Origin of the sequence: Halosimplex rarum (assembly GCF_047715405.1) — an archaeon.
In the GTDB taxonomy this organism is placed as follows: domain Archaea; phylum Halobacteriota; class Halobacteria; order Halobacteriales; family Haloarculaceae; genus Halosimplex; species Halosimplex rarum.
This window is the reverse complement of sequence record NZ_CP180412.1, coordinates 709,627-729,486: the sequence shown is the minus strand read 5'-3', so window position 1 is coordinate 729,486 and position 19,860 is coordinate 709,627. Positions and strand designations below refer to the sequence as shown.

Annotated in this window: 23 protein-coding genes; 17 read left to right on the top strand and 6 right to left on the bottom strand. The window is 67.9% G+C overall.

Annotated elements, in window-relative coordinates; translation table 11 throughout:
- Positions 1-43: 43 nt before the first annotated feature.
- The 12 genes from ACMGFH_RS03560 (at position 44) to ACMGFH_RS03505 (ending at position 10,623) form a co-directional block, all read left to right on the top strand.
- Positions 44-853: an aldo/keto reductase gene (locus ACMGFH_RS03560; RefSeq protein ID WP_415381397.1), complete on the top strand. Its 810-nt coding sequence runs from the start codon at positions 44-46 to the stop codon at positions 851-853.
- 89 nt (positions 854-942) lie between these two features.
- Positions 943-2,106, top strand: a complete 1,164-nt coding sequence (locus tag ACMGFH_RS03555; protein WP_415381396.1) for an ABC transporter ATP-binding protein — start codon at positions 943-945, stop codon at positions 2,104-2,106.
- A 247-nt stretch (positions 2,107-2,353) separates the two neighbouring features.
- On the top strand, positions 2,354-3,733 hold the full coding sequence (locus tag ACMGFH_RS03550) for an ABC transporter substrate-binding protein (RefSeq protein WP_415381395.1): 1,380 nt from the start codon (positions 2,354-2,356) through the stop codon (positions 3,731-3,733).
- 33 nt (positions 3,734-3,766) lie between these two features.
- Complete coding sequence (locus ACMGFH_RS03545) at positions 3,767-4,735, top strand: carbohydrate ABC transporter permease (RefSeq protein ID WP_415381394.1); 969 nt, start codon at positions 3,767-3,769, stop codon at positions 4,733-4,735.
- A gap of 1 nt (position 4,736) precedes the next feature.
- Entirely contained in the window at positions 4,737-5,669 is a 933-nt protein-coding gene (locus ACMGFH_RS03540) for a carbohydrate ABC transporter permease (protein WP_415381393.1), read from the top strand.
- Positions 5,670-5,801: 132 nt separating this feature from the next.
- Positions 5,802-6,218, top strand: coding sequence for a hypothetical protein (locus ACMGFH_RS03535; RefSeq protein WP_415381392.1), 417 nt, complete (start codon positions 5,802-5,804; stop codon positions 6,216-6,218).
- Positions 6,219-6,368: 150 nt separating this feature from the next.
- Positions 6,369-7,349 carry a Gfo/Idh/MocA family protein gene (locus ACMGFH_RS03530; RefSeq protein WP_415381391.1) on the top strand — a complete coding sequence of 327 codons (981 nt, stop codon included), beginning with the start codon at positions 6,369-6,371 and terminating at the stop codon, positions 7,347-7,349.
- A 119-nt stretch (positions 7,350-7,468) separates the two neighbouring features.
- Complete coding sequence (locus ACMGFH_RS03525; RefSeq protein WP_415381390.1) at positions 7,469-8,398, top strand: NAD-dependent epimerase/dehydratase family protein; 930 nt, start codon at positions 7,469-7,471, stop codon at positions 8,396-8,398.
- A gap of 90 nt (positions 8,399-8,488) precedes the next feature.
- Positions 8,489-8,806: an MTH1187 family thiamine-binding protein gene (locus ACMGFH_RS03520; RefSeq protein WP_415381389.1), complete on the top strand. Its 318-nt coding sequence runs from the start codon at positions 8,489-8,491 to the stop codon at positions 8,804-8,806.
- Positions 8,807-8,879: 73 nt separating this feature from the next.
- Positions 8,880-9,104 carry a hypothetical protein gene (locus tag ACMGFH_RS03515; RefSeq protein WP_415381388.1) on the top strand — a complete coding sequence of 75 codons (225 nt, stop codon included), beginning with the start codon at positions 8,880-8,882 and terminating at the stop codon, positions 9,102-9,104.
- A 91-nt stretch (positions 9,105-9,195) separates the two neighbouring features.
- The gene (gene mch / locus ACMGFH_RS03510) at positions 9,196-10,128 is read left to right on the top strand and encodes a methenyltetrahydromethanopterin cyclohydrolase (RefSeq protein WP_415381387.1); all 933 of its coding nucleotides are present in this window, start codon (positions 9,196-9,198) and stop codon (positions 10,126-10,128) included.
- Positions 10,129-10,623, top strand: a complete 495-nt coding sequence (locus ACMGFH_RS03505) for a hypothetical protein (protein ID WP_415381386.1) — start codon at positions 10,129-10,131, stop codon at positions 10,621-10,623.
- 24 nt (positions 10,624-10,647) lie between these two features.
- Here ACMGFH_RS03505 and ACMGFH_RS03500 read toward each other — a convergent pair whose 3' ends face one another.
- Positions 10,648-11,049 carry a hypothetical protein gene (locus ACMGFH_RS03500; RefSeq protein WP_415381385.1) on the bottom strand — a complete coding sequence of 134 codons (402 nt, stop codon included), beginning with the start codon at positions 11,047-11,049 and terminating at the stop codon, positions 10,648-10,650.
- A 184-nt stretch (positions 11,050-11,233) separates the two neighbouring features.
- Here ACMGFH_RS03500 and ACMGFH_RS03495 point away from each other — a divergent pair, with 184 nt between their 5' ends.
- Positions 11,234-11,953, top strand: coding sequence for a helix-turn-helix domain-containing protein (locus ACMGFH_RS03495; protein WP_415381384.1), 720 nt, complete (start codon positions 11,234-11,236; stop codon positions 11,951-11,953).
- Between the two features lie 3 nt (positions 11,954-11,956).
- Here the strand turns inward: ACMGFH_RS03495 and ACMGFH_RS03490 are convergent, their stop codons facing one another.
- The 4 genes from ACMGFH_RS03490 to ACMGFH_RS03475 all read right to left on the bottom strand — a co-directional run bounded on the left by ACMGFH_RS03490 (position 11,957) and on the right by ACMGFH_RS03475 (position 15,223).
- On the bottom strand, positions 11,957-13,252 hold the full coding sequence (locus ACMGFH_RS03490; protein ID WP_415381383.1) for an MFS transporter: 1,296 nt from the start codon (positions 13,250-13,252) through the stop codon (positions 11,957-11,959).
- Positions 13,253-13,322: 70 nt separating this feature from the next.
- Positions 13,323-13,964: an alpha/beta hydrolase gene (locus ACMGFH_RS03485; protein ID WP_415381382.1), complete on the bottom strand. Its 642-nt coding sequence runs from the start codon at positions 13,962-13,964 to the stop codon at positions 13,323-13,325.
- Between the two features lie 183 nt (positions 13,965-14,147).
- A complete protein-coding gene (locus tag ACMGFH_RS03480; protein WP_415381381.1) occupies positions 14,148-14,990 on the bottom strand; it encodes a 3-keto-5-aminohexanoate cleavage protein in 843 nt (280 codons plus the stop codon).
- The gene (locus tag ACMGFH_RS03475) at positions 14,987-15,223 is read right to left on the bottom strand and encodes a hypothetical protein (RefSeq protein ID WP_415381380.1); all 237 of its coding nucleotides are present in this window, start codon (positions 15,221-15,223) and stop codon (positions 14,987-14,989) included. The genes ACMGFH_RS03480 and ACMGFH_RS03475 overlap by 4 nt, the downstream gene beginning before the upstream one ends.
- Before the next feature lie 174 nt (positions 15,224-15,397).
- On the opposite strand from ACMGFH_RS03475, the gene ACMGFH_RS03470 reads away from it, so the two are divergent.
- From ACMGFH_RS03470 to ACMGFH_RS03460, 3 genes are all read left to right on the top strand, one after another.
- Positions 15,398-15,859, top strand: a complete 462-nt coding sequence (locus ACMGFH_RS03470; RefSeq protein ID WP_415381379.1) for a VOC family protein — start codon at positions 15,398-15,400, stop codon at positions 15,857-15,859.
- Between the two features lie 83 nt (positions 15,860-15,942).
- Entirely contained in the window at positions 15,943-16,971 is a 1,029-nt protein-coding gene (locus tag ACMGFH_RS03465) for a DUF4129 domain-containing protein (protein WP_415381378.1), read from the top strand.
- Positions 16,972-17,059: 88 nt separating this feature from the next.
- Complete coding sequence (locus ACMGFH_RS03460; protein ID WP_415381377.1) at positions 17,060-17,368, top strand: hypothetical protein; 309 nt, start codon at positions 17,060-17,062, stop codon at positions 17,366-17,368.
- Between the two features lie 92 nt (positions 17,369-17,460).
- Here the strand turns inward: ACMGFH_RS03460 and ACMGFH_RS03455 are convergent, their stop codons facing one another.
- The gene (locus ACMGFH_RS03455; protein WP_415381376.1) at positions 17,461-18,636 is read right to left on the bottom strand and encodes a multicopper oxidase domain-containing protein; all 1,176 of its coding nucleotides are present in this window, start codon (positions 18,634-18,636) and stop codon (positions 17,461-17,463) included.
- A gap of 230 nt (positions 18,637-18,866) precedes the next feature.
- On the opposite strand from ACMGFH_RS03455, the gene ACMGFH_RS03450 reads away from it, so the two are divergent.
- Positions 18,867-19,730, top strand: a complete 864-nt coding sequence (locus ACMGFH_RS03450; RefSeq protein ID WP_415381375.1) for a universal stress protein — start codon at positions 18,867-18,869, stop codon at positions 19,728-19,730.
- Positions 19,731-19,860: the final 130 nt, after the last annotated feature.

Here is a 19,860-nt window from a genome sequence, read left to right as displayed (position 1 = left end):
CGGTACCGAACGAACTACGAGCGCTCGTGCGCTGGAGACTGACATGACGGTCGAAGAACTCCCGCGGATCGGACTCGGAACCTGGCAGAACGACGACCCGGAGCAGTGCGCCGAGAGCGTCCGGACGGCCCTGGAGATGGGGTATCGCCACGTCGACACGGCGCGATTCTACGAGAACGAGGCCGCGGTCGGCGAGGGCATCGCGTCCGCTGACATTTCCCGCGAGGATGTCTTCCTGGCCTCGAAGCTCCACCCGATGGCCGAGGGGCTGGCATACGACGAGGTCTACGACGGGATCGAGGCGAGTCTCTCCCTGCTCGACGTGGACGCGCTCGACCTCGTCTACGTCCACTGGCCGGTCGGCAACTACGATGCGACGGAGACGCTGTCGGCGTTCGCCGACCTTGTCGACGACGGGCTGGCCCGTCACGTCGGCGTCTCGAACTTCGACACCGCGTTGCTCGACGAGGCGCTGGAGGAACTCGACGTGCCGCTGTTCGCCAACCAGGTGGAGCGCCACCCGATGCTCCCCCGGGACGACCTCGTCGCGCACGCGCAGGAACACGACTACTATCTCGTCGCGTACTCCCCGCTCGGTCGCGGCGACGCACTGGACTTGCCCGCGGTCGAGGCCGTCGCCGAGAAACACGGGGTCTCGCCGGCCCAGGCGTGTCTCGCGTGGGCGACCCATCCCGACAACGTCGTCGCGATACCGAAGGCGACCGGCGCCGACCACCTGGAGGACAACCTCGCGGCCGCGGACCTGGAACTCGACCCCGAAGACGTCGAGCGCATCGACGCTGTCGACCGCCGCGAGCGGTTCGTCGACCGCGAGGGCGCTCCCTGGAAGTGAGCGGTCGTCGGGCGGGATATGTCCGTGGATCGTCCTGTCCGGCCCGGAACCGCCGAAGCTTATATTACGACAGATCCGCATCTTAAACTATGGCAAATCTCTCCCTGGATGGGACGACGAAGGTGTTCGACGACGGAGGCGACGAGATCGTCGCCGTCAACGACATCGACCTGGAGATCGAAGACGGGGAGTTCGTGGTACTCGTGGGGCCCTCGGGCTGTGGGAAGTCGACGACGCTGCGGATGATCGCCGGGCTCGACACGCCGACGAGCGGGACGATATCGATCGGCGGCGAGCCGATCCAGGACAAGCGTCCCCAGGAGCGCGACATCGCGATGGTGTTCCAGTCCTACGCGCTGTACCCGCACATGACCGTCCGCGAGAACATGTCCTTCGGCCTCGAAGAGTCGACGGACATGTCCGACGACGAGATCCGCGAGACGGTCGAAGACGCGGCGGAGACGCTCGGCATCACCCAACTGCTCGACCGCAAACCCGGCGCACTCTCCGGCGGGCAGCAACAGCGGGTCGCGCTCGGGCGAGCGATCGTCCGCAACCCCGAGGTCTTCCTGCTGGACGAACCGCTCTCGAACCTCGACGCCAAGCTGCGCGCGCAGATGCGGACGGAACTCCAGCAGCTCCAGAACGACCTCGGCGTGACGACGATGTACGTCACCCACGACCAGACCGAGGCGATGACGATGGGCGACCGCATCGCCATCCTCGACGGCGGCGAACTCCAGCAGCTCGGGACGCCGATGCAGTGTTACCACGAGCCCGCGAACGTCTTCGTCGCCGGGTTCCTCGGCGAGCCCGCGATGAACTTCTTCGACCTCGAATTCGACGCGGGGACGCTACGCGGCGACGGGTTCGACTACGCCCTCTCGTCCGAGGTCGCGGCCGACGTCGACGGTCACACCGACGTCACGCTCGGGATCCGACCGGAGAGCGTCGAGATCATCGACGAGATCGACGAGACTGCTGGCGACGACGTGGTCCCCGCGACGGTCGAGGTGGTCGAACCGCACGGCGACGAGAACGCGGTCCACCTCCGGGTCGGCGAGGAGTCGGAAGCGAGCCTCACGGTGATGATAGACGGCATGCGCTACCTCTCGGCCGGCCAGGAGGTCGGCGTCCGCTTCCCCGAGGACGCGATCCACCTCTTCGACGGCGTCACCGGCGACGCGCTCCACAACCGCAAGCTCACCAACGTCGACCGGGTCGAAGAGATCGGGACCGCCCAGTCGGCCTGACGCGGGTCACGCCACCGACCGCCGACACCCGTCTCGCCGCCCCGCTACAGATCGGAATGTGAAGCCCGCTCGGCAGCGTACACATGGCTCTCTCTGGATCGCGATCGCACCGGGCGCGAACTCGTCAGTCACCCCGCACTCGTTGTACCGAGATTCGTCTCGTTCGACCTTCTCGCTCCGAAATCCAGTCAATTCGCTGTGATTCTCTCCCAAATAATTATGTAGATAGACTCGTTACCCTACGTGTATGCCGCAAGATGGCAGTTCTGGCAGTGACAGAGTGGATTTGACCCGGCGTCGGATGATTCAAGCGGGAACGGTCGGCGTGGGTGGACTCGTCGCCGGCTGTATCGGCGGCGGCGACGGCGGTGACGGTGGTGACGGCGGCGACGGTGGTGACGGTGGCGACGGCGGTGACGGCGGTGACGGCGGCGACGGTGGTGGGACGCCGACGATGACGGACAACTCGATGGAGGCGTTGCACGGGTGGACCGGCGGGGACGGCGCCGCGGCGGTCGGCAAACTCGTCGACATGTGGGAAGAGCAACACCCCGACATCGAGCACGACATCAAGCCGATCGGCGGCGACGCCAACGAGAACCTCAACGCGACGGTCGCGCGCCGCCTCGCCAACCGCAACCCGCCGGACGCCTTCGCTTCGTGGCCGGGCAAGACCATGCAGCAGTACGGCGGCCGGTTGATGAGCGTCTCCGACGTCTGGGAAGACACCGGCTACACGGATACGATGCACCCGAAAGCCGCCGAAGCCTGCCGGATGAACGACGCCTACCGGGCGGTGCCGCTGGGGTCGCACCGGCTCAACAACCTCTTCTACAACGTGAGCGTGCTCGAAGAGGCCGGCGTCGACCCGGAGAGCCTCACGTCCTACGACGCGTTCGTTAGCGCGCTGGACAAGGTCGAGCAGAACACCGACGCGGTCCCGATGACGATGACGACTCGGGGGTCGTGGGCGAACCTGCAGTACTTCGTCGAGTTCTTCCTCGGGACGGAAGGCGCCGACGCCTACGACGCGTTCATCAACGGCGAGGGCGACAAACAGGCGCTCGTTCGTGCGCTGGAGAAAACGCAGAACGTCATCGAGAACTACTCCAACGACGACAAATCGTCGATCAGCTTCCCCGAAGCCAACGACAAACTCATCGCCGGCAACGCCGCGTTCTTCACGATGGGCAACTGGGCCTACGGGATGTACCGCAACACCGAGGACTTCGAGTTCGACGAGGACTGGGGCTGGGTGCCCTTCCCCGGCACGGGCGACATGTACGTCTGGCACCTCGACTCGTTCCTGTTCCCGCGGGACGGCAACGCGCCGCGGAAAGCAAAAGTGTTCGCGGAGTTCCTCGGCACGAAAGACGTGCAAGTGGAGTTCAACAACCTGAAGGGGTCGATCCCGCTGCGCACGGACGTCGACGGCAGCCGCCTCACCGAGTTCCTCAGCCTCAACGTCGACGACCTCAACAACCTCGAGAAGTTCCCGCCGACGCTCGCCCACGGTCTGGCGGGCACCGCCGACCAGCTCAGCGCCTGCAAAGACGCCATCGCCTCGAACTTCATGGGACCCTACGACCCCGAAGCCACCGCCGACGGGCTCATGAACGTCTTCTGAGCGGGCCGGCACATCACACTACGTTAGTAATTTATGGCAAGCTCGCAAGACACCGTGTCCGGTTCGCAGGGTGTGGGGAGTGGTACCGAACGCGACTGGCGCACGAAACTCCGGGTGTACTCGAAGAGCGATTTCGTCCGGTCGTTCCCCTTCTGGTTCATCCCCTTCTCGATCATGGGGTTGGGTGTGTACGGCGGGATCGGTTACAACACGCTGATTTCGCTGACCGACTACGAAGGGTTCGGCGAGGGCCCGGATTTCAGCCTCAGCAATCTCGACCTGGACATGTACGTCCAGGCGATGAACGACCCGTGGGTGTGGACGACCGGCAAGAACACGTTCGTGCTGTTGATCGTCTTCACCACCGTGACGATGCTGCTCGGGCTCTTTCTGGCGATCATGCTCGACCGGGGCATCCGCTTCAAAGAGCAGATCCAGACGGTCTACCTGCTGCCGATGGCCCTGTCGTTCGTCGTCACCGCCCAGTTCTGGCTCTGGATGTACAACGTGAATAACGGCCTGGTCAACACGATCCTCGGGGTGGTCGGCCTCGGGCCGTACAACTGGATCGGCAATCCCGAGTTAGTCCTCGGCGCGGTGATATTCGCGCTGATCTGGCAGTTCAGCGGCTATGCGATGGTCGTCTTTCTGGCGGGGTTGCAGTCGATCCCGGACGACCAGTTCGAAGCCGCCCAGGTCGACGGCGCCAGCATCTTCAAAACTTACTGGCGCGTGATTATCCCGCAACTCAAATCGTCGTCGGTGAGCGCGGCGGTCATCCTCGTGATCTTCGCGCTCAAAGCCTTCACGTTCCTGTTCTCGATGTTCGGCCAGTACCGCGTGCCGAAGGCGACGGACATCCTGGCGACGCTGATGGTCCGCGAGGCGTTCAAACTCCAGAACTGGGCCTACGCCGCCGCCATCGCGACCATCCTGTTGCTGATGGCACTGGCCGTGATCGCACCGTATCTCCACTACCAGCACAAACAGGGGAGCCTCTAAGATGAGCAAAGCAACCGCATCCACCGACGAGAGTTTCGCCGACATCCTGCCCGAACTCGACTACTGGAAGGTCGCGTTGTCGCTGGTCATCACGTTCTTCTTCGCCTTCTTCCTGGCGCCGATCTGGACGGGGCTGGTCACGTCGTTCAAGACCAGCGCCGCCGTCACCGGCACCACGCCGTTCGTCCCGCCGGGAGCGGGCGGATTCACCCTCTCGAAGTGGGGCCGCGCCATCGACCACCTCTCAACCGGCTTCGTCAACAGCCTCGTGATGACGATCCCGTCGACGGTCGCGACGGTTTTCCTGGGCAGCACCGCCGCCTACGGGCTGACGCTGGTCGACTGGGGCGACCGCGCCCAGTTCGCGGTGTTGATCCTCTTCCTGGTGGGTATCTTCATCCCGTACCAGGCGGTGCTGGTGCCGCTGTCGGACTTCTGGATCAACATCTTCCCGCTGGCCGAGATCCTCGCGCCGGTGTGGGAGATGTCGTTCTTCGAGTACGACCACGCGCGGCTGCTCGCGCTGACGATCACCCACGTCGTCTACGGGATCCCCATCTGCATGCTCCTGTTCCGTGGGTACTATCTCACCCTCTCGGACGAACTGGTCGAGGCGGCGAAGATCGACGGCGCGACGATCACGACGATCTACCGCCGGATCGTCCTGCCGCTGTCGAAACCGATGATCGGCGTCGTCTTCATCTACCAGTTCACGATGATCTGGAACGAGTTCCTGTTCAGCCTGACGCTGATCGGCAGCTCGTCCAGCCCCGCCGCCACCGTCACACTCGTGCTCTCAGGACTCGGGACGGACCTCTCCGGCATCGACTTCGGGCTGCGGATGGCCGGCGCGCTGTTCGCCGCGCTGCCCACGATCATCATCTACGTGCTGTTCGCCGAGCAGTTCGCCAAGGGCCTCGCCTCCGACAACTGACCGGCGATCGGCCCCGGCGACTTCTCGCCGTTCTCGAAACCGTTACCCGTCGTCCGTCGATACGAGTAGACGAATGTCGAGTCGCGCCCGAGCGGAACGGACGCCAGCGGTCGCTCGCCGCCGGAGGGCCCCATGGGCGTGAACTTCGGCCACCCGGCCTCGTGGGCGCTCGGGCTCGGCGTCCTCGGCGGTGCCATCGTCGGCTCGGTCGTGCCGGCGCGAACGTACGCGGAGGAGCTTCGCCACATCGCCGGGTTCATCCTCGTCTTCGGGCCCGCGATATACGTCCTCATCTCCAGACAGCGGGCGCGCTGGGAAGCCAAGCACCCGTACATTCGGTTCGTCGTGTTCACGCTGACGATGGTGATCGCATCGGTCGCCCTCGTGCAACTGGTCCTCCTCGTCGTCGGCGGAACGGGCGCCATCGCGCGGGCGGCAGGGTTCCTGGCAGGCGTCGGCGCGTTCGCCGTCACGGCCTGGATGACCTTCTACGGCGGCGCGGAGCGCCTCTGGGAGGAGTTTCTGGAACGGACCGACACGGAGTGGTAGGGCGATCCGCGGGCGCGCAGCGTGATGGAGTTTCGATACCGCTGATCCCGTGGTTCGGTGTCGCCGCCTCCAGCCCGCGGACGGCGGCGTATCAGCGGTCTCACACCACTCCCCCCGCCATTTACGGTGGCTCCGCCCGTCGAGGAGACCATGCGATTCGGAATCATCAGCACCGCGGACATCGGGGTCGAGTCAGTCATCCCGGGCATCGTCGCGAGCGACCACGAGGTCGGGGCTATCGCCTCGCGGGACGAGGCGGCCGCGGAGTCCGTCGCCGACCGGTTCGACGTGGAGTCCGCCTACGGGGGATACGACGCGATGCTCGACGACGAGAGCCTCGACGCGGTGTACGTCCCGCTCCCGAACGGGCTGCACGCCGAGTGGATCCGCGCGGCCGCCGACGCCGGGCTCCACGTCCTCTGCGAGAAGCCGCTCACGGGGAGCGCCGAAGAGACCGCGGCCGCCTTCGACTACTGCGAGGAGCGCGGCGTCACCCTCATGGAGGCGTTCATGTACCGCTTCCACCCGCTTACGGAGCGGGCGGCCGAGGTCGTCGACGAGGAACTCGGTGAGGTCCGCGCCGTCACGTCGGCGTTCACTTTCCGGATGCCCGACGGCGCCGAGGACATCCGACTCGACCCCGACCTGGACGGCGGATCGGTCCTCGACGTGGGCACATACGCCGTCAGCGCCGCTCGCCTGTTCCTCGGGGAGCCCGATCGCGTGTACGCACGGACTCACGACGGCCGGGACTGCGGCGTCGATACGGAGATGGCGGGCGTCCTGGAGTACGACTCCGGGGCCAGCGCCCGCGTCCAGAGCGGCTTCGAGACGCCGCTGACCCAGTACTACCGCGTCGAGACGACCGACGGCTGGCTCAGGGCGGAGCCGACCTTCGACGTGGACGTGGAGGGGGAGACCTCGCTGACCTACGCCGTCGACGGCCGCGAGGTGACCGAGACGTTCGATCCGGCCGACCACTACCGCCTCGAAGTCGAGCACTTCGCCGACTGCGTCGCCAGCGGCGAGACCCCGCGGGTCGACCGCGAGGAGAGCGTGAACCACGCCCGCGTCCTCGACGCCGTGTTCCGGAGCGCCGAGCGCGGCGAACCTGTCACCGTCGAGAACTGACTGCGGACGGTCGCGCCGCCGTCGCAGCCGCCGCTCGCGGACAGATCTGCCGGTTTCGGGCGTCGATGGCGATTAATCGACAGAAATTATATGCGGGGCGGTTCCGTATCGCCGAGGGAATGTCACGAGCAGTCGTCACTGGCGGTCTCGGCGGCGCGGCGAGCTGGGTCGTCTCTTCGCTCGCCGAGCAGGGTTGGGACGTGCGGAGCATCGACTTCCGGCGGCCGAGCGACCCGGGCGCCGGCCCGGCGAACGTCGACTTCCGAGCGGCGGACCTCACCGACCAGGGCCAGACCTGGGAACTCATCTCCTCGTTCGACCCCGACTACGTGATCCACTTCGCCGCCTATCCGAACCCGCTGGGCCACGGCGGCGCGCACGTCTACGAGAACAACTCCATCAGCACGTACAACGTCCTCTCGGGCGCGGGCAGCGTCGGCGCCGACGTGGTCTGGGCCTCCAGCGAGACGGTATACGGCACCGTCTTCGCCGAGCCGTCGTTCCTGCCCGACTACTTCCCCATCGACGTCGACCACCCGATGCGGCCCGAGGACCCCTACGGGACCTCCAAGGTCGCCGGCGAGGAGATCGCGAAGATGGTGACCCGGAAGTACGACGTGTCGGTCGCCTCCGTCCGCCCGTCGTGGATCAACTACCCCGGGAACTACGACGCGACGACGATCCGGGAGAACTTCGACTTCGAGTCGGCGAGCCTGGACAACGACTTCGGCATCACCTTCCACAACGCCGCGGGCAACTTCTTCTCGTACGTCGACATCCGCGACGTGGTCTCGCTGGTCGAGCGTGCGATGGAGGTCGACTTCGACGGCCACGAGCCGTTCATGGCCGTCGCCGAGGAGAACCTGCTGGGCGTCGACACCGCCGACGCCGTGGAAGCCACCTACGGCGACCTCCCCGACGAGGTCGACCTGGAGGGCGACCAGTCGGCGATCGACTACAAGAACGCCCGCGAGGTGCTCGACTGGGAGCCCGAGCACTCCTGGCGCGAGGCCGAAGGCGAGGACGTCGAGGGGCCGACGTTCGTCTGAACCGGTCCCGGGAGGACCGACCTGCCGATCGCTTTTCGTCGCCGTCCCCCGAGCGCGGGAACTTAGGCCCGGCCCGTCGTAGAGACGAGTATGACAGTCATCGGGTTCCTGAGCGTCGCACCGGTCATCGAGGGGAGCATGTCCGAGGAGGTCGCGAAGGCGGTCGCCGCGCTCGACGAGTTCGACGTGGGCTACGAGACGACGCCGATGGGGACGATCATCGAGGCCGACGACTCCGCAGAGCTGTTCGCCGCGGCCGCCGCGGCCCACGAGGCCGTCGACGCCGACCGGGTCAGCACGTTCCTGAAAGTCGACGACAAGCGGACGGTCGAGCAGTCCGCCGGCGAGAAGGTCGACGCCGTCGAGGAACACCTCGGTCGGGAGGCGAAACGCGAGCGGTCGGAGTAGATCGACGCCTCACGGCTCGCGACGGTCCGGCTGACCGGGGGTACTTAGGGGCGGGCACTCGCAGATAGGTGATATGGTAGCGCTGTGGCGGCTCGTCGTCGGCGGGGTCGCGGCGGTGCTCGGCGTCGCGTGGGTCCTGGCACCGACGCGGATGTCCCGGCTCCAGACCAGGGTGCTGTACTTCGGGCTCGCGGACGACGACTACGAACAGACCGACCAGCAGCGACTGCTCGGCCGGGTTTCCGGTGCGATACTGGCGGTTCTCGGCGTCGCCTTCGCGCTCGGCCTCTCGCTTTGATGCCGACTGCCCGTTCGCAGTGGTCGACGGGGAATCCGTCGGGACGGCGTCGAACCGAAGATGCAAGTCCCGCGGGCGAGCACGTCGGGGTATGGAGAGTCTCAACCGGACCGCGACGGACCTGGTCGACGAAGCGCTGGACTTCGCCGACGAGCTGAACGTCGCCGTCCACCAGCTGGACAACGAGGCGCTCGTGCTGGACTTCGGCGTCGACGTGCCGGGCGGCGTCGAGGCGGGCCTGATGCTCGCGGAGATACAGACCGCCGGCCTGGCGACGGTCCAGAGCCGGATGGACGAGGTCGCGGGCGCGCCGCTGACCCACGTCGAACTGTCGACCGACCACCCCGCGATGGCGCTGCTCTGCTCGCAGAAAGGGGGTTGGGAGCTCAGCGTCGACGGGTTCGAGGGGCTCGGCAGCGGGCCGGCCCGCGCGCTGGTCGCCGAGGAAGACGAGTTCCAGCGGGTCGGCTACCGCGACGACTTCGAGTTCGCCGTCCTCGCCGTCGAAACCGAGACCGTCCCCGACGAGCGCGTGGTCGACCACGTCGCCGAGGTCGCCGGCGTCGCCGAGAGCGGCGTCTTCCTGCAGGCGTTCTCGACGGCGAGTCTCACCGGGAGCGTCACCGCGGCCGCCCGCGCTGCGGAGCTGGCCACCTTCCGGCTCTCGGAACTGGGCTACGATCCGCTCGACGTCCTGTCGGTGTCCGGTTCGGCGCCGGTCGCGCCGGTCGCCGGCGACGAGGAGACGGCCATCGCGCGGACGAACGACGCGCTGGCCTACGGCGGGCAGGTCCACATCGTCGTGGACGAACCGTTCGACCGGTTCGACGAGGTGGTCTCGACCGCGACCGACGAGTACGACCGGCCGTTCGCCGACATCTTCGCCGACGCCGACTGGGACTTCCACGAGGTGCCAGAGTCGGTCTTCGCGCCCGCCCAGGTGACCGTCGACGTGGTCGGCGGCGATACCCACGTCCTCGGCGACGTGAACGACGAGCGCCTCGCGGAGAGTTTCGGCCTGTAGATGCGCTACAAGGTCGTCCCGCCGGTCCGGGACCGGGAGTTCCTCGAACGCGCACAGCGCGCCGTGCCGCTCGTCCCCGGGGCGGTCGAGGACTGCTGTATCAGACTGGTCGACGAGACCGCCGCGCCCTCCCGGGACGCCGCCCGCGAGTCCCTCACGTTCCTCCAGGCGCTGGAACTCGTCGAGGAGACGCCGCGCGGGTTCCGCCGTCGGCGAGTGGACGTCGACGACGCCGATCTGGCCGACGCGTTCGAGCGTCGCGTCTTCGGCGCGAGCGAACTCCTCGACGCGCTTCGGGACGACGGACCGGTCACCGCCGACGAGGCGTTCGAGGCGATGCGCGAACACGTCCCGCACTGGGAGCGCGACCGTCACACCGACTGGGAGGCGGAGTGGCGCGAGCGGACGAAGCGGCTGCTCGGGTGGAGCGTGGTGTTCGGGCTGGCGGCGCGGGACGACGACGGCGACCGCTATCGGTCGACCGAGCGCTCGTAAAACAGTCGTCTCGGTCCGGACGGGCTACCTGTCCGCGAGCCACTGTCGGGCTTCGTCCATATCCGAACTCAGCAGCGACTTCACGCCGCTGGGTTCCGTGCCGTCCATCATGTTCTCCACGTCCATCTCCGAGATCACGCTGTCCGGGTGGACGATCGCGGTGTACTCGAGGCCGACGTCGGTTGCGCGCGGCATCCAGTCGTTCTGTAGCCACTCCTGGTCCTCGGCGTCGTGGGCGTTGATGCTGCGCGTGTCCGTCAGTGACTTGCTGGCGTTATTCTGTTTGATAGCGTCGAGCAGTGCCCCGCATGCGTCCCTGAACGTCTGACCCGAGACGTACTCGTCCCAGGTGAACACGACCGCCTCGATGTCGTCGTCCCATTCGATGGTGTAGTTCGCCGTGTCTTCGATAGTTTCGGCCGGCATACTCGGAAAACCCCGATCATCTGTGATAAATCGAACTCACCCAGTATCACTCGCAAGAACTGGGCGAGTCGACGCCGGCGTCGCGCGGACGGGTCGGCGGTAGCCCGTCGTCGCCGTCGACAGCGGTCCGGTGGCAGTCGTGTCGAACCGAAACATCTTAGCTATATCCAACTCACCGATCGATATGCGCGAGTTCGAATTCGTCCTCACCTACGACGCGGGTGCGGACGAGTTGATGGACGAGTTCGTCGAGCGGTCCGGCCTGCGTTCGCAGACGGCGGCGTGTTTCGCGAACGAGCGGGCGATGTGGCGCGTCGACCACGTCTTCGGACCGGAGTCGGCGCTCGACGCGGTCGAGACGCGATTCCTCGACGAGTCGGTCTGCAACGAGTGCCTCGACGTCGAAGGCTGTTCGTCTAGTCGCGAGTATCAGGTCATGAGCAAGAGTCCCGAGCACCGGGTGTATTTCACCCGGCGACAGGAGATCCAGCACTGCCACTCCATCCCGTACCTGGCCGTCGACCACGCCGGCGACGGCCTCCTCATCGAGGCCGAGCGCGACGGGTCCGAGTACGTCTGGCGGTTGCTGGTACCCGACGACTGTGCGGTCGGCGAACTCTACGACCGGATCGACGAGCGGCTCCGCGACGGGATCCGACTCGACCTCAGTCACGTCTCGGACCCCAAGAACTGGAACGGCGGCTACGACACCGGTGGCCTGCTGTCGGCCGAGGAACGCGAAACCGTCGCGAGCGCGGTCGCGGCGGGCTACTACGGGACGCCCCGCGAGGCGACCGTCGCGGACCTCGCGGAGGAGCTCGACACGCCCCACTCGACGGTGCAGTACCGCCTCCAGCGCGCCGAGGAGAAGGTCATGACGCGCTTCGCCGCCGAGTCGCTCTGAGGGTCAGGCGTTCGGATTTCTGAGCGTCGCCGTCGCGACGCCGGCGAGCGCGAGCGCGGCGGCGGCCAGCAGGAAGGAGTCGGTCCACCCGAGCGTGACGACGAGGCCGCTGGCGACCGTCCCGCCGAAAATGCTCCCCCAGATCTTCGCGCTGTAGAGCACCGCGTAGTTCTCCGAGGAGTACGTCTGGCCGTAGTACTCGCCGACGAGGGTCGGGAATATCGAGAAGGGCGGGCTGCGAAAGAGCGCCGCCACGCCGACGAGCGCGACGAACCCCGTCGCCGCGTTCGCCTCCCCGACCGGGACCGTCGCGGCGAGCGCGACGCCGCCGAGGACGAGCGAGGCCGCGACCGTTCGCTCGCGGCCCAGTCGGTCGGAGATTCCGCCGATGATCGCGATCCCCAGCGCGTCCGCGACCGCGACGACCGAGGCGCTCGCGGTCGCGGCCGCAGCCGGCAGCGCGAGCGCGTCGGCGTAGGAGATCACTTTCCCGATGAGCATCAGCCCGACGCCGTTGATGACGACGAACACCGCGTAGAGCACCCAGAACTGCCACGTTCGGACCGTCTCGCGCCAGCCGTAGTCGGGCGCATCTGCGGCGGAATCGACTCCGTCACCGTCCGAATCCGCCACACTATCGCCGCTGTCCGGGTCCGGTGAGTCGTCACCGGTGGGGGCCGCCGCGTCCTCGCCGGCGCCGGGAGTGGAACCGCCGAGGTCCGGCGGGTCCCGGAGGACAGCCGCACCGAGCAGCGCGACCGCGCCCGTGGCGACGCCGAGCGCGAGGAGCGTCGACTCGAAGGCGCCGTCGACGCCGCGGCGGACGCCGGGGATGAGGAGGAAGGATATCCCGCTGTAAGCTGTCGTGACCGCCCCCGTCGCCAGCCCGCGGCGCTCGGTGAACCACTTCACCGGCGTGTTCACCGCGACGGTGTAGACGACGCCGCTGCCGATCCCGCCGATCGCGTAGGCCGCGTACACCGCGGGGAGCGAGCCCGCGACGCCCGTCCACGCGTAGCCGATCGCGACCAGCGGCGCGCCGACGAGCAGCGGGACCCTCGGCCCCCAGCGGTCGCGCACCCAGCCGGCGGGGAACTGCGAGACGGCCTGGAAGACGAGAAAGACCGTGAAGACGGTCCCGAGCGCCGTCTCGCTCGCACCGAGGCGCGCGCCCAGCGGGAGCCGGATCGACGACCAGACGAACTGGTAGGTGCCGATCAGTCCCATCGCCAGCGCGGCGACGGCGACCAGTATCCAGCGCCGGCGGCCGCCGACCCCGTCGGAGTCCGACATGTCCATCAGCGACGTTGCGACTCGCCGTATTGAAACTCACGACACCGTCCCCGCGGCGTCCGCCGTGCGGCGGAGTTCAGTTCTCGAGGAGGGGCGCGACCATCCCGTCGACGTACTCGATCTCGTCGTCGTTGACGCCGTGGCCCATGCCCTCGTAGATCCGCTCCTCAACGCCGGCGTCGAGCTTCTCCAGCACCTCGGTCGTGACGTGGACGCGCTCCTCGGGGATGTGGGGGTCCACGTCGCTGCAGCCGAGGAACGCCGGCGTCCCATCTAGCGAGCCCTCGAACTCGTCGGGGTCGATCGTCTCGCCGATGAGCCCGCCGGAGAAGGCGACGAGGCCGCCGTACCGGCGCGGGTTCCGCGCGACGTACTCGCTGCCGAGACAGGCGCCTTGCGAGAAGCCGAGGACCATCACCCGCTCGGCCGGGACGCCGTGGTCGTTCGCCCGCTCGACGGCGTCGTCGATAGCCTGGAGTCCGGAGGAGCGGCCGGGTTCGTTCGACTCGACCGGCTGGAGGAAGGAGTTCGGGTACCAGGTGTTGCGGTCGGCCTGCGGCGCCAGCAGCGCCAGCCCGTCGCGGTGGATCTGGCGCCCCATCTGGAGGATGCTCTCGGCGGTCGCGCCGCGGCCGTGGACGAGGACCAGCGCGGCCTCGGCCTCGTCGAGGGGCGTCCCGGCGGTCGCGAGGGGCTGTCCCTGGTGCGGGCCGTCCATTCAGACCACCCTCTGCTGTGCGGCGGTGTCCGGTCGTCGGTCGGTACGACGTGCGGCCGCTCGAAGCGCGAAACGAGATTCTGTCACGCGCTCCAGTACGCCGCCGACCCACAAAGTCTCTCGCCGGCATCGGCGTCACCCGATGACGTGAGCGTTACCGGACCGGGCCCGTCCCGCGCAGCACTACAGCCCGAGAACATCCCGCGCCTGGTCGGGCGTCGCCACCTCGCGCCCGAGTTCGTCGGCGACGCGGACGGCGCGCTCGACCAGCTGCGCGTTGCTCTCGGCGAGTTCGCCCTTCTGGTAGTAGACGTTGTCTTCCAGGCCGACGCGGACGTTGCCGCCGAAGAGGATCCCCATCGTCACGAACGGCAACTGGTGGCGCCCGAACCCGAGCGTGTTGAACAGCGCGTCCTCCGGCAGGTTGTCGACGGCGTTCAGGAAGTTCCGCGGACGGGGCCGAGTAAGGGTTCCCGGCCCGAAGATGAGCGTCGCGTAGACGGGGTCGTCGAGGTCTCTGCGCTCCAGCAGGCCGTGGACCTCGTTGAGGTGGCCGTCGTTGAACACCTCCAGTTCGGGTTTGATCCCGCGGTCGGCCATCTCGTCGTAGAGCGCGTCGATGGTGGCGATCGTGTTCTCGCTGGTGAGTCGGTCGTAGCGATTCAGCGGCCCCATGTCGAGCGACGCCATCTCCGGCGGGGGGTCGGTCCGCAGTGAGCGGTGACGTTTCTCGGTGGGTGCCTGCGTCGCGCCCGTCGTGTGCTGGATGACCACGTCGTCGGCGTGCCGGCGGATCGCGTCGTCGATCGCCTGGAAGCGCTCGGTCGAGAACGCCCGTTCGCCGTTGTTCTTTCGCGCGTGGACGTGGACGATCGCTGCGCCCGCCTCCTCGGCCGCCGCGGCCGCCTTCCCGATCTCCTCGGGCGTCTCCGGCAGGTTCGGGTTGGCCTCCTTGCCGTGGATGCCGCCGGTCAGCGCCGCGGTGACGACGACGGGTTCGTCGGCGAGAAAGCGGTCGTAGGTCACGACTCCTCGGCCTCCAGGGTCGCGTCGGGGTCCGGGTCCGGCACTGCGGGGTCGTCGGTCGCGTGTTCGACGTAGATCTCGCAGTCCGTCCGGTGGTCGAGTTCGAACCGGTCGTTACAGACGTCCGCGCGCATCGGCTGGACGAAGCGCTCGGCCGCGTCGCAGTAGGCCCGCGCCTCGTCGAAAGACTTCCCCTGGGCCGACTCCCGGTAGGAGAGGTACGGACAGCTCATGCCCGGGATTGGGCGCGCAGCGCCAAAAATCCCGACCGCAATCCGGGAATCGAAGCGGGCCTTCGAGTTCAGCTGACAACTCATCCGCAGAAACAACCGCTACACCCGCAACCTACATCGAACACCGTCGTCCGGACCCGGCCGTTGATTGGTCTGCCGACCGAATCCCCGCACATGAGTGACGACAGCGACCGCGCTCGGATGGTCGGGATCAACCACGTCGCCCTCGCCGTCGGCGACGCCGACGAGGCCCGGGCGTTCTACGCGTCGATATTCGACTTCGAAGTCCGCGGCGAGACGGACTCCGCCGTGTTCCTCGACATGGGCGACCAGTTCCTCGCGCTCTCCGAGGACGAGGGCGCGGGCGAGTCGACGGACGCCCACCGGCACTTCGGTCTCGTCGTCGACGACGCGGATCTCGTCGAGCGGCGCCTGGCCGATGTGGACGCGGAGGTGCTCGACACTCGGGGGCTGGACTTCCTCGACCCGTGGGGGAATCGAGTCCAGGTCGTCGCCTACGAGGACGTCCAGTTCTCGAAGGCCGAGCACGTGCTGGACGGGATGGACCTGGACGACCTGGGGAAGTCCGACGCCGCTTTCGACGAACTCGCCGAGAAGGGGATGGCCCCGGAGTGAACGGGCACGGCCCGTCACCGAACGGACTGTCAGCCGAACGAACCGACGAAAAACCTATACGATAGATAGACATTCACACGCGCATGGACGACTATCTGTCGCGAGCGTCCCTGCGCGTCGTGGTGGTCGGTCTGGTGGCGATGGCCGCCCTGGCCGTGGGAGCGGCGGCGATTACGTCGGCGGTCGATCCCGGCGCGCCCAGCACGCAGCCGGGCGACGAAGCGCCGGATCCCGGCGGTGATAGCGTGGCCCCGGACACGCCGAGTGATCCGACCGAGGAACCGAAGACGCCGGGCGAACCGCAGCCGCCGAGGGAACCGATCGAGACGAGCTGGTGCGTCCAGCCGCTGTCGGCCTGGTACGGGGGTGTCGTCTACTTCGGCGCCTTCGCGGCCGCCCTGGTCGCGATCAAGCGACGATACTCGCTGGGCGCGACGTTCTTCGGTCTCTACGCGCTCGCGCCGCCGGCGTTTCTCACCTACTTCCTGTCGACGGACTGCCCGGACTACGGCGGACCCGGCCTCGGTCCCGGCCCGGAACTACCCGGGTCGGGCGGCGACGGCGGACTCACGGAACCGCTGATCCACGCGGTGAACGTACCACCTGAAGCGGTCCTGGGCGTGTTCGGCGCCGTCCTCGTCGGGACCGCGGCGGTCCTGCTCCGGGCATCGGGCGGTGAGACGGTCACCGACGTGTCCCAGGGTGCCGCCGCCGCTGACGACGGCGATCCGGTGGACCCCCGCGACCTCGCTATCGCCGCCGGTCGCGCCGCGGATCGGCTCGAAGAGCACAACGCGGACGTGGACAACGAGGTCTACCGCGCGTGGTGGGAGATGACCAGCCTGCTCGACGTCCCGAACCCCGACAGCGCGACGCCCGGCGAGTTCGCCGACGCCGCCGTCGCCGTCGGCCTGAACGAGGAGGACGTGACGGAGCTCACGCGCCTGTTCGAGGAGGTCCGCTACGGCGAGCGCGACGCCGCGAGCCGGGAGGAACTCGCCGTCTCCGTGTTCCGGAGCGTCGAGGAGTCGTACGGCGACGGTGCGTCGGCCGACACCGGCCGGGACCTGCGCGACGGCGAGGACCACGACGGGGCCGTGGACGGGCGATAGCGGACGTTTGCACGGCCGAGAACGCGTCCGACGCCGGACGAACGCGTTCGGCGGTGGCGGCTTCGGTCCGGCGGCCGTCGGTGCTTCTATGGACGGGAGAGCCGCAGAACTGTCCGCGCTGGCCGACCGGCTGTGCGAGCGCGAGGGCGTCCGCGACGCGTGGACGGCCAAGAGCTTCACCGACCGGCTATTTATCGTGGAGGTGCCCGAAGCGGGGTCCCTGCCGGACGGGGTGCGGGCGTCCCTGCACGACTCCGATCTGCGCGAAGCGAACGAGGTGTACGGGGTCGGCGGCGTCGCGGACGCCGATTACGCCGGCGACCTCTCCGACGGGCGGCGCTACCGATTCGTCGACGTGCGCTCGCGCGGCGAGATGCAGTCCTACGTCGTCGAATGAGCGGCTGAACCGGGATACGGAATCGGGGACCGAGAATCGGGGGCCGCGATCGATGGGAACGGATCGCGCGGTGGGACAGACCCGCCGGCGGCTCAGCCCTCGTAGCCGGCGTAGTCCATGAGCTGGGAGAAGATGTCGGTGTCCATGGCCTCCTTGTAGACGATGGCGCCGACCATGCCGCCGGGGTAGGAGTTACCGTTCATCGCGTGGAACACCTTGTGGCAGTGCATGAGGTAGATGCCGGGGTCGGCGTCGGCCTCGAACTCGATGGTCTTGCGCTCGGCGGGCGCGATGTTCAGCACGTCCTCCTTGTACCGGGCCGCTTCGGGGACCACCGAGCCGTCCTTCTCGACGACCTCGAAGCGGTGGTTGTGGGTGTGCATCGGGTGCATCATGTACCCGTTGTTGGCGAAGTGGATGCGGACGGTGTCACCCTGCTCGACGATGACGGGCGAGCCGTCCTCGGGGTGGAGCGTCCGGGGCGCGGACTTGCCGTTGATGGTGAAGACGTTGGGGTTGCGCTCGCGGGGGCTGTAGTCGACGTCCATCCCGGCCATCTGCTTGTTGAGGTCGCTGTCCCACTCCTTGAGCGTCATGAACAGCTCCTGATCGGCGGGCTCGTACCCCTTCGGGTCGACCCGGAAGAAGCCGTACATCCCCATGTCGATGTGACGGTGGGTCTGGTAGTGGCAGTGGTAGAGGTGGGTGCCCGGGACGTTCGCGGGGATGTCGTAGGTGTGTTTCTCGCCCGGGGGGACGGTGATGCCCGTCGTCGTCGGGACGCCGTCGTTCTCCCAGGTCTTGCGGACGCCGTGGAAGTGGACGGTGTGCGGTCGCTTGCCGTCGGTGTTGTCGAGGGTGACCTCCATGTCCTCGCCCTCGGTCGTCCGGAGGATGGGCCCGGGGACGCTGGGCTCGCGGTCGTCGGCCTGGAACGCCCAGGTCGCCGGCAGGTCGACGGGGCCGCCCATCGACTCCCCGGGGTGGACCTCGTGGTAGGAGGGGACGCTGGAGAGGGTGACCTTGCCCCCCTGCTCGTCGACGTTGACGATCTCCGGCGGCGAGGTCTTGGGGAGATCGGCGGGATTCGCGGTCTGGGCGGCGGGAGAGCCGGTAGATTCGACTTCCGAGACCGTGACGCCGCCCGCGTCCTGGGTGCTCCGCGTGGAACAGCCGGCGAGAGCGAACAGGCCGGTCGTGCCGGCGGCGGCTTTGGCGAACTCGCGACGCGACATGTCCGTTCCGGGCGCACCGATGTTGTCGGTCATACTCATTTCGGAGTAGGCAACGACACCTTATAGGGGAGAGAGGGGATTCCCAGGGAGTGAAAACAGCCCCCGCTATCGGGGTAGGGGGAGATAGTTGGGCGGCCGAATGCGTTCGAATCGGCTGGCGTCGGGGTGGTCGCGACCGCCGGACGTCTGTAGTCGGCGCGTGTGTGTCGGTGTCGCACCCGCACGCGGGCAGATTTTTCACACTGGCGCGTGGACTGTCGGACATGTACGACGAGATCCTCTTCCCGACGGACGGGAGCGACGCGGCCGACGCCGCGCTGGAAGTCGCGATCGCCGTCGCCGACGCACACGACGCCACGCTTCACGTCCTCTACGTCGCCGACACCAACCAACCGAGCCTCGCCCGGATCGAGGGACAGGTCCAGGACGTCCTCGAAGGCGAGGGACGCGACATCGTCGACGAGGCGGCCTCGCGAGCGCGACGAGCCGGCGTCGACACGGTCGACGACGTGATCCAGGGCGGCCCCTCGCGGACCATCCTGACGTACGTCGACAACCGCGGGATCGACCTGGTCGTCATGGGCACGCGGGGCGGGCGGGACATCGAGCGGATCATCCTCGGGAGCGTCACCGAGCGCGTCGTCCGCAACAGCGCCGCGCCGGTGCTGGTCGTCCCGCCCGAGAGCGACCACGAGTACCCCCCGGACGACGTGCTCGTCGGGACCGACGGCAGCGAGGGGTCCGAGGTCGCCCTCGGCGAAGGGATCGGTATCGGCGCGGCGACCGGGGCGACGCTGCACGTCGTCTCGGTGGTCGAATCCTCGGGGCTGGGGTTCGACGTGCGCTCCGAGCAGCTGTCCGCGGAGCGGAAACGCCGCGACGAGGAGATGCTCGCGCGGGCCCGCGAGCGAGCGGAGGACGGCGGCGTCGCCGTCGAGACTGCCATCGAGGAGGGCGACGTGGTCGACACGCTGAACGAATACGTCGCGGACCACGGCGTCGACCTCGTCGTCGTCGGCACCCACGGCCGGACGGGCATCGACCGACGCCTCCTCGGCAGCGTCACCGAGAACCTGATGCGCTCCGCCTCGGTCCCCGTGTTATCGATCCGGGCTCCCGAGGAGTGACGGTCGGTCGCGACGGATCCGGTCGCGAGGGCGAGCGGGCCGTTCGCGGTCCTGACTGGATTGGCGCCGACCGCGATTCCGACTCCTGATCGCGCATGGAAAGCGATTTAGCCGGTGGGAAGCGACGGAC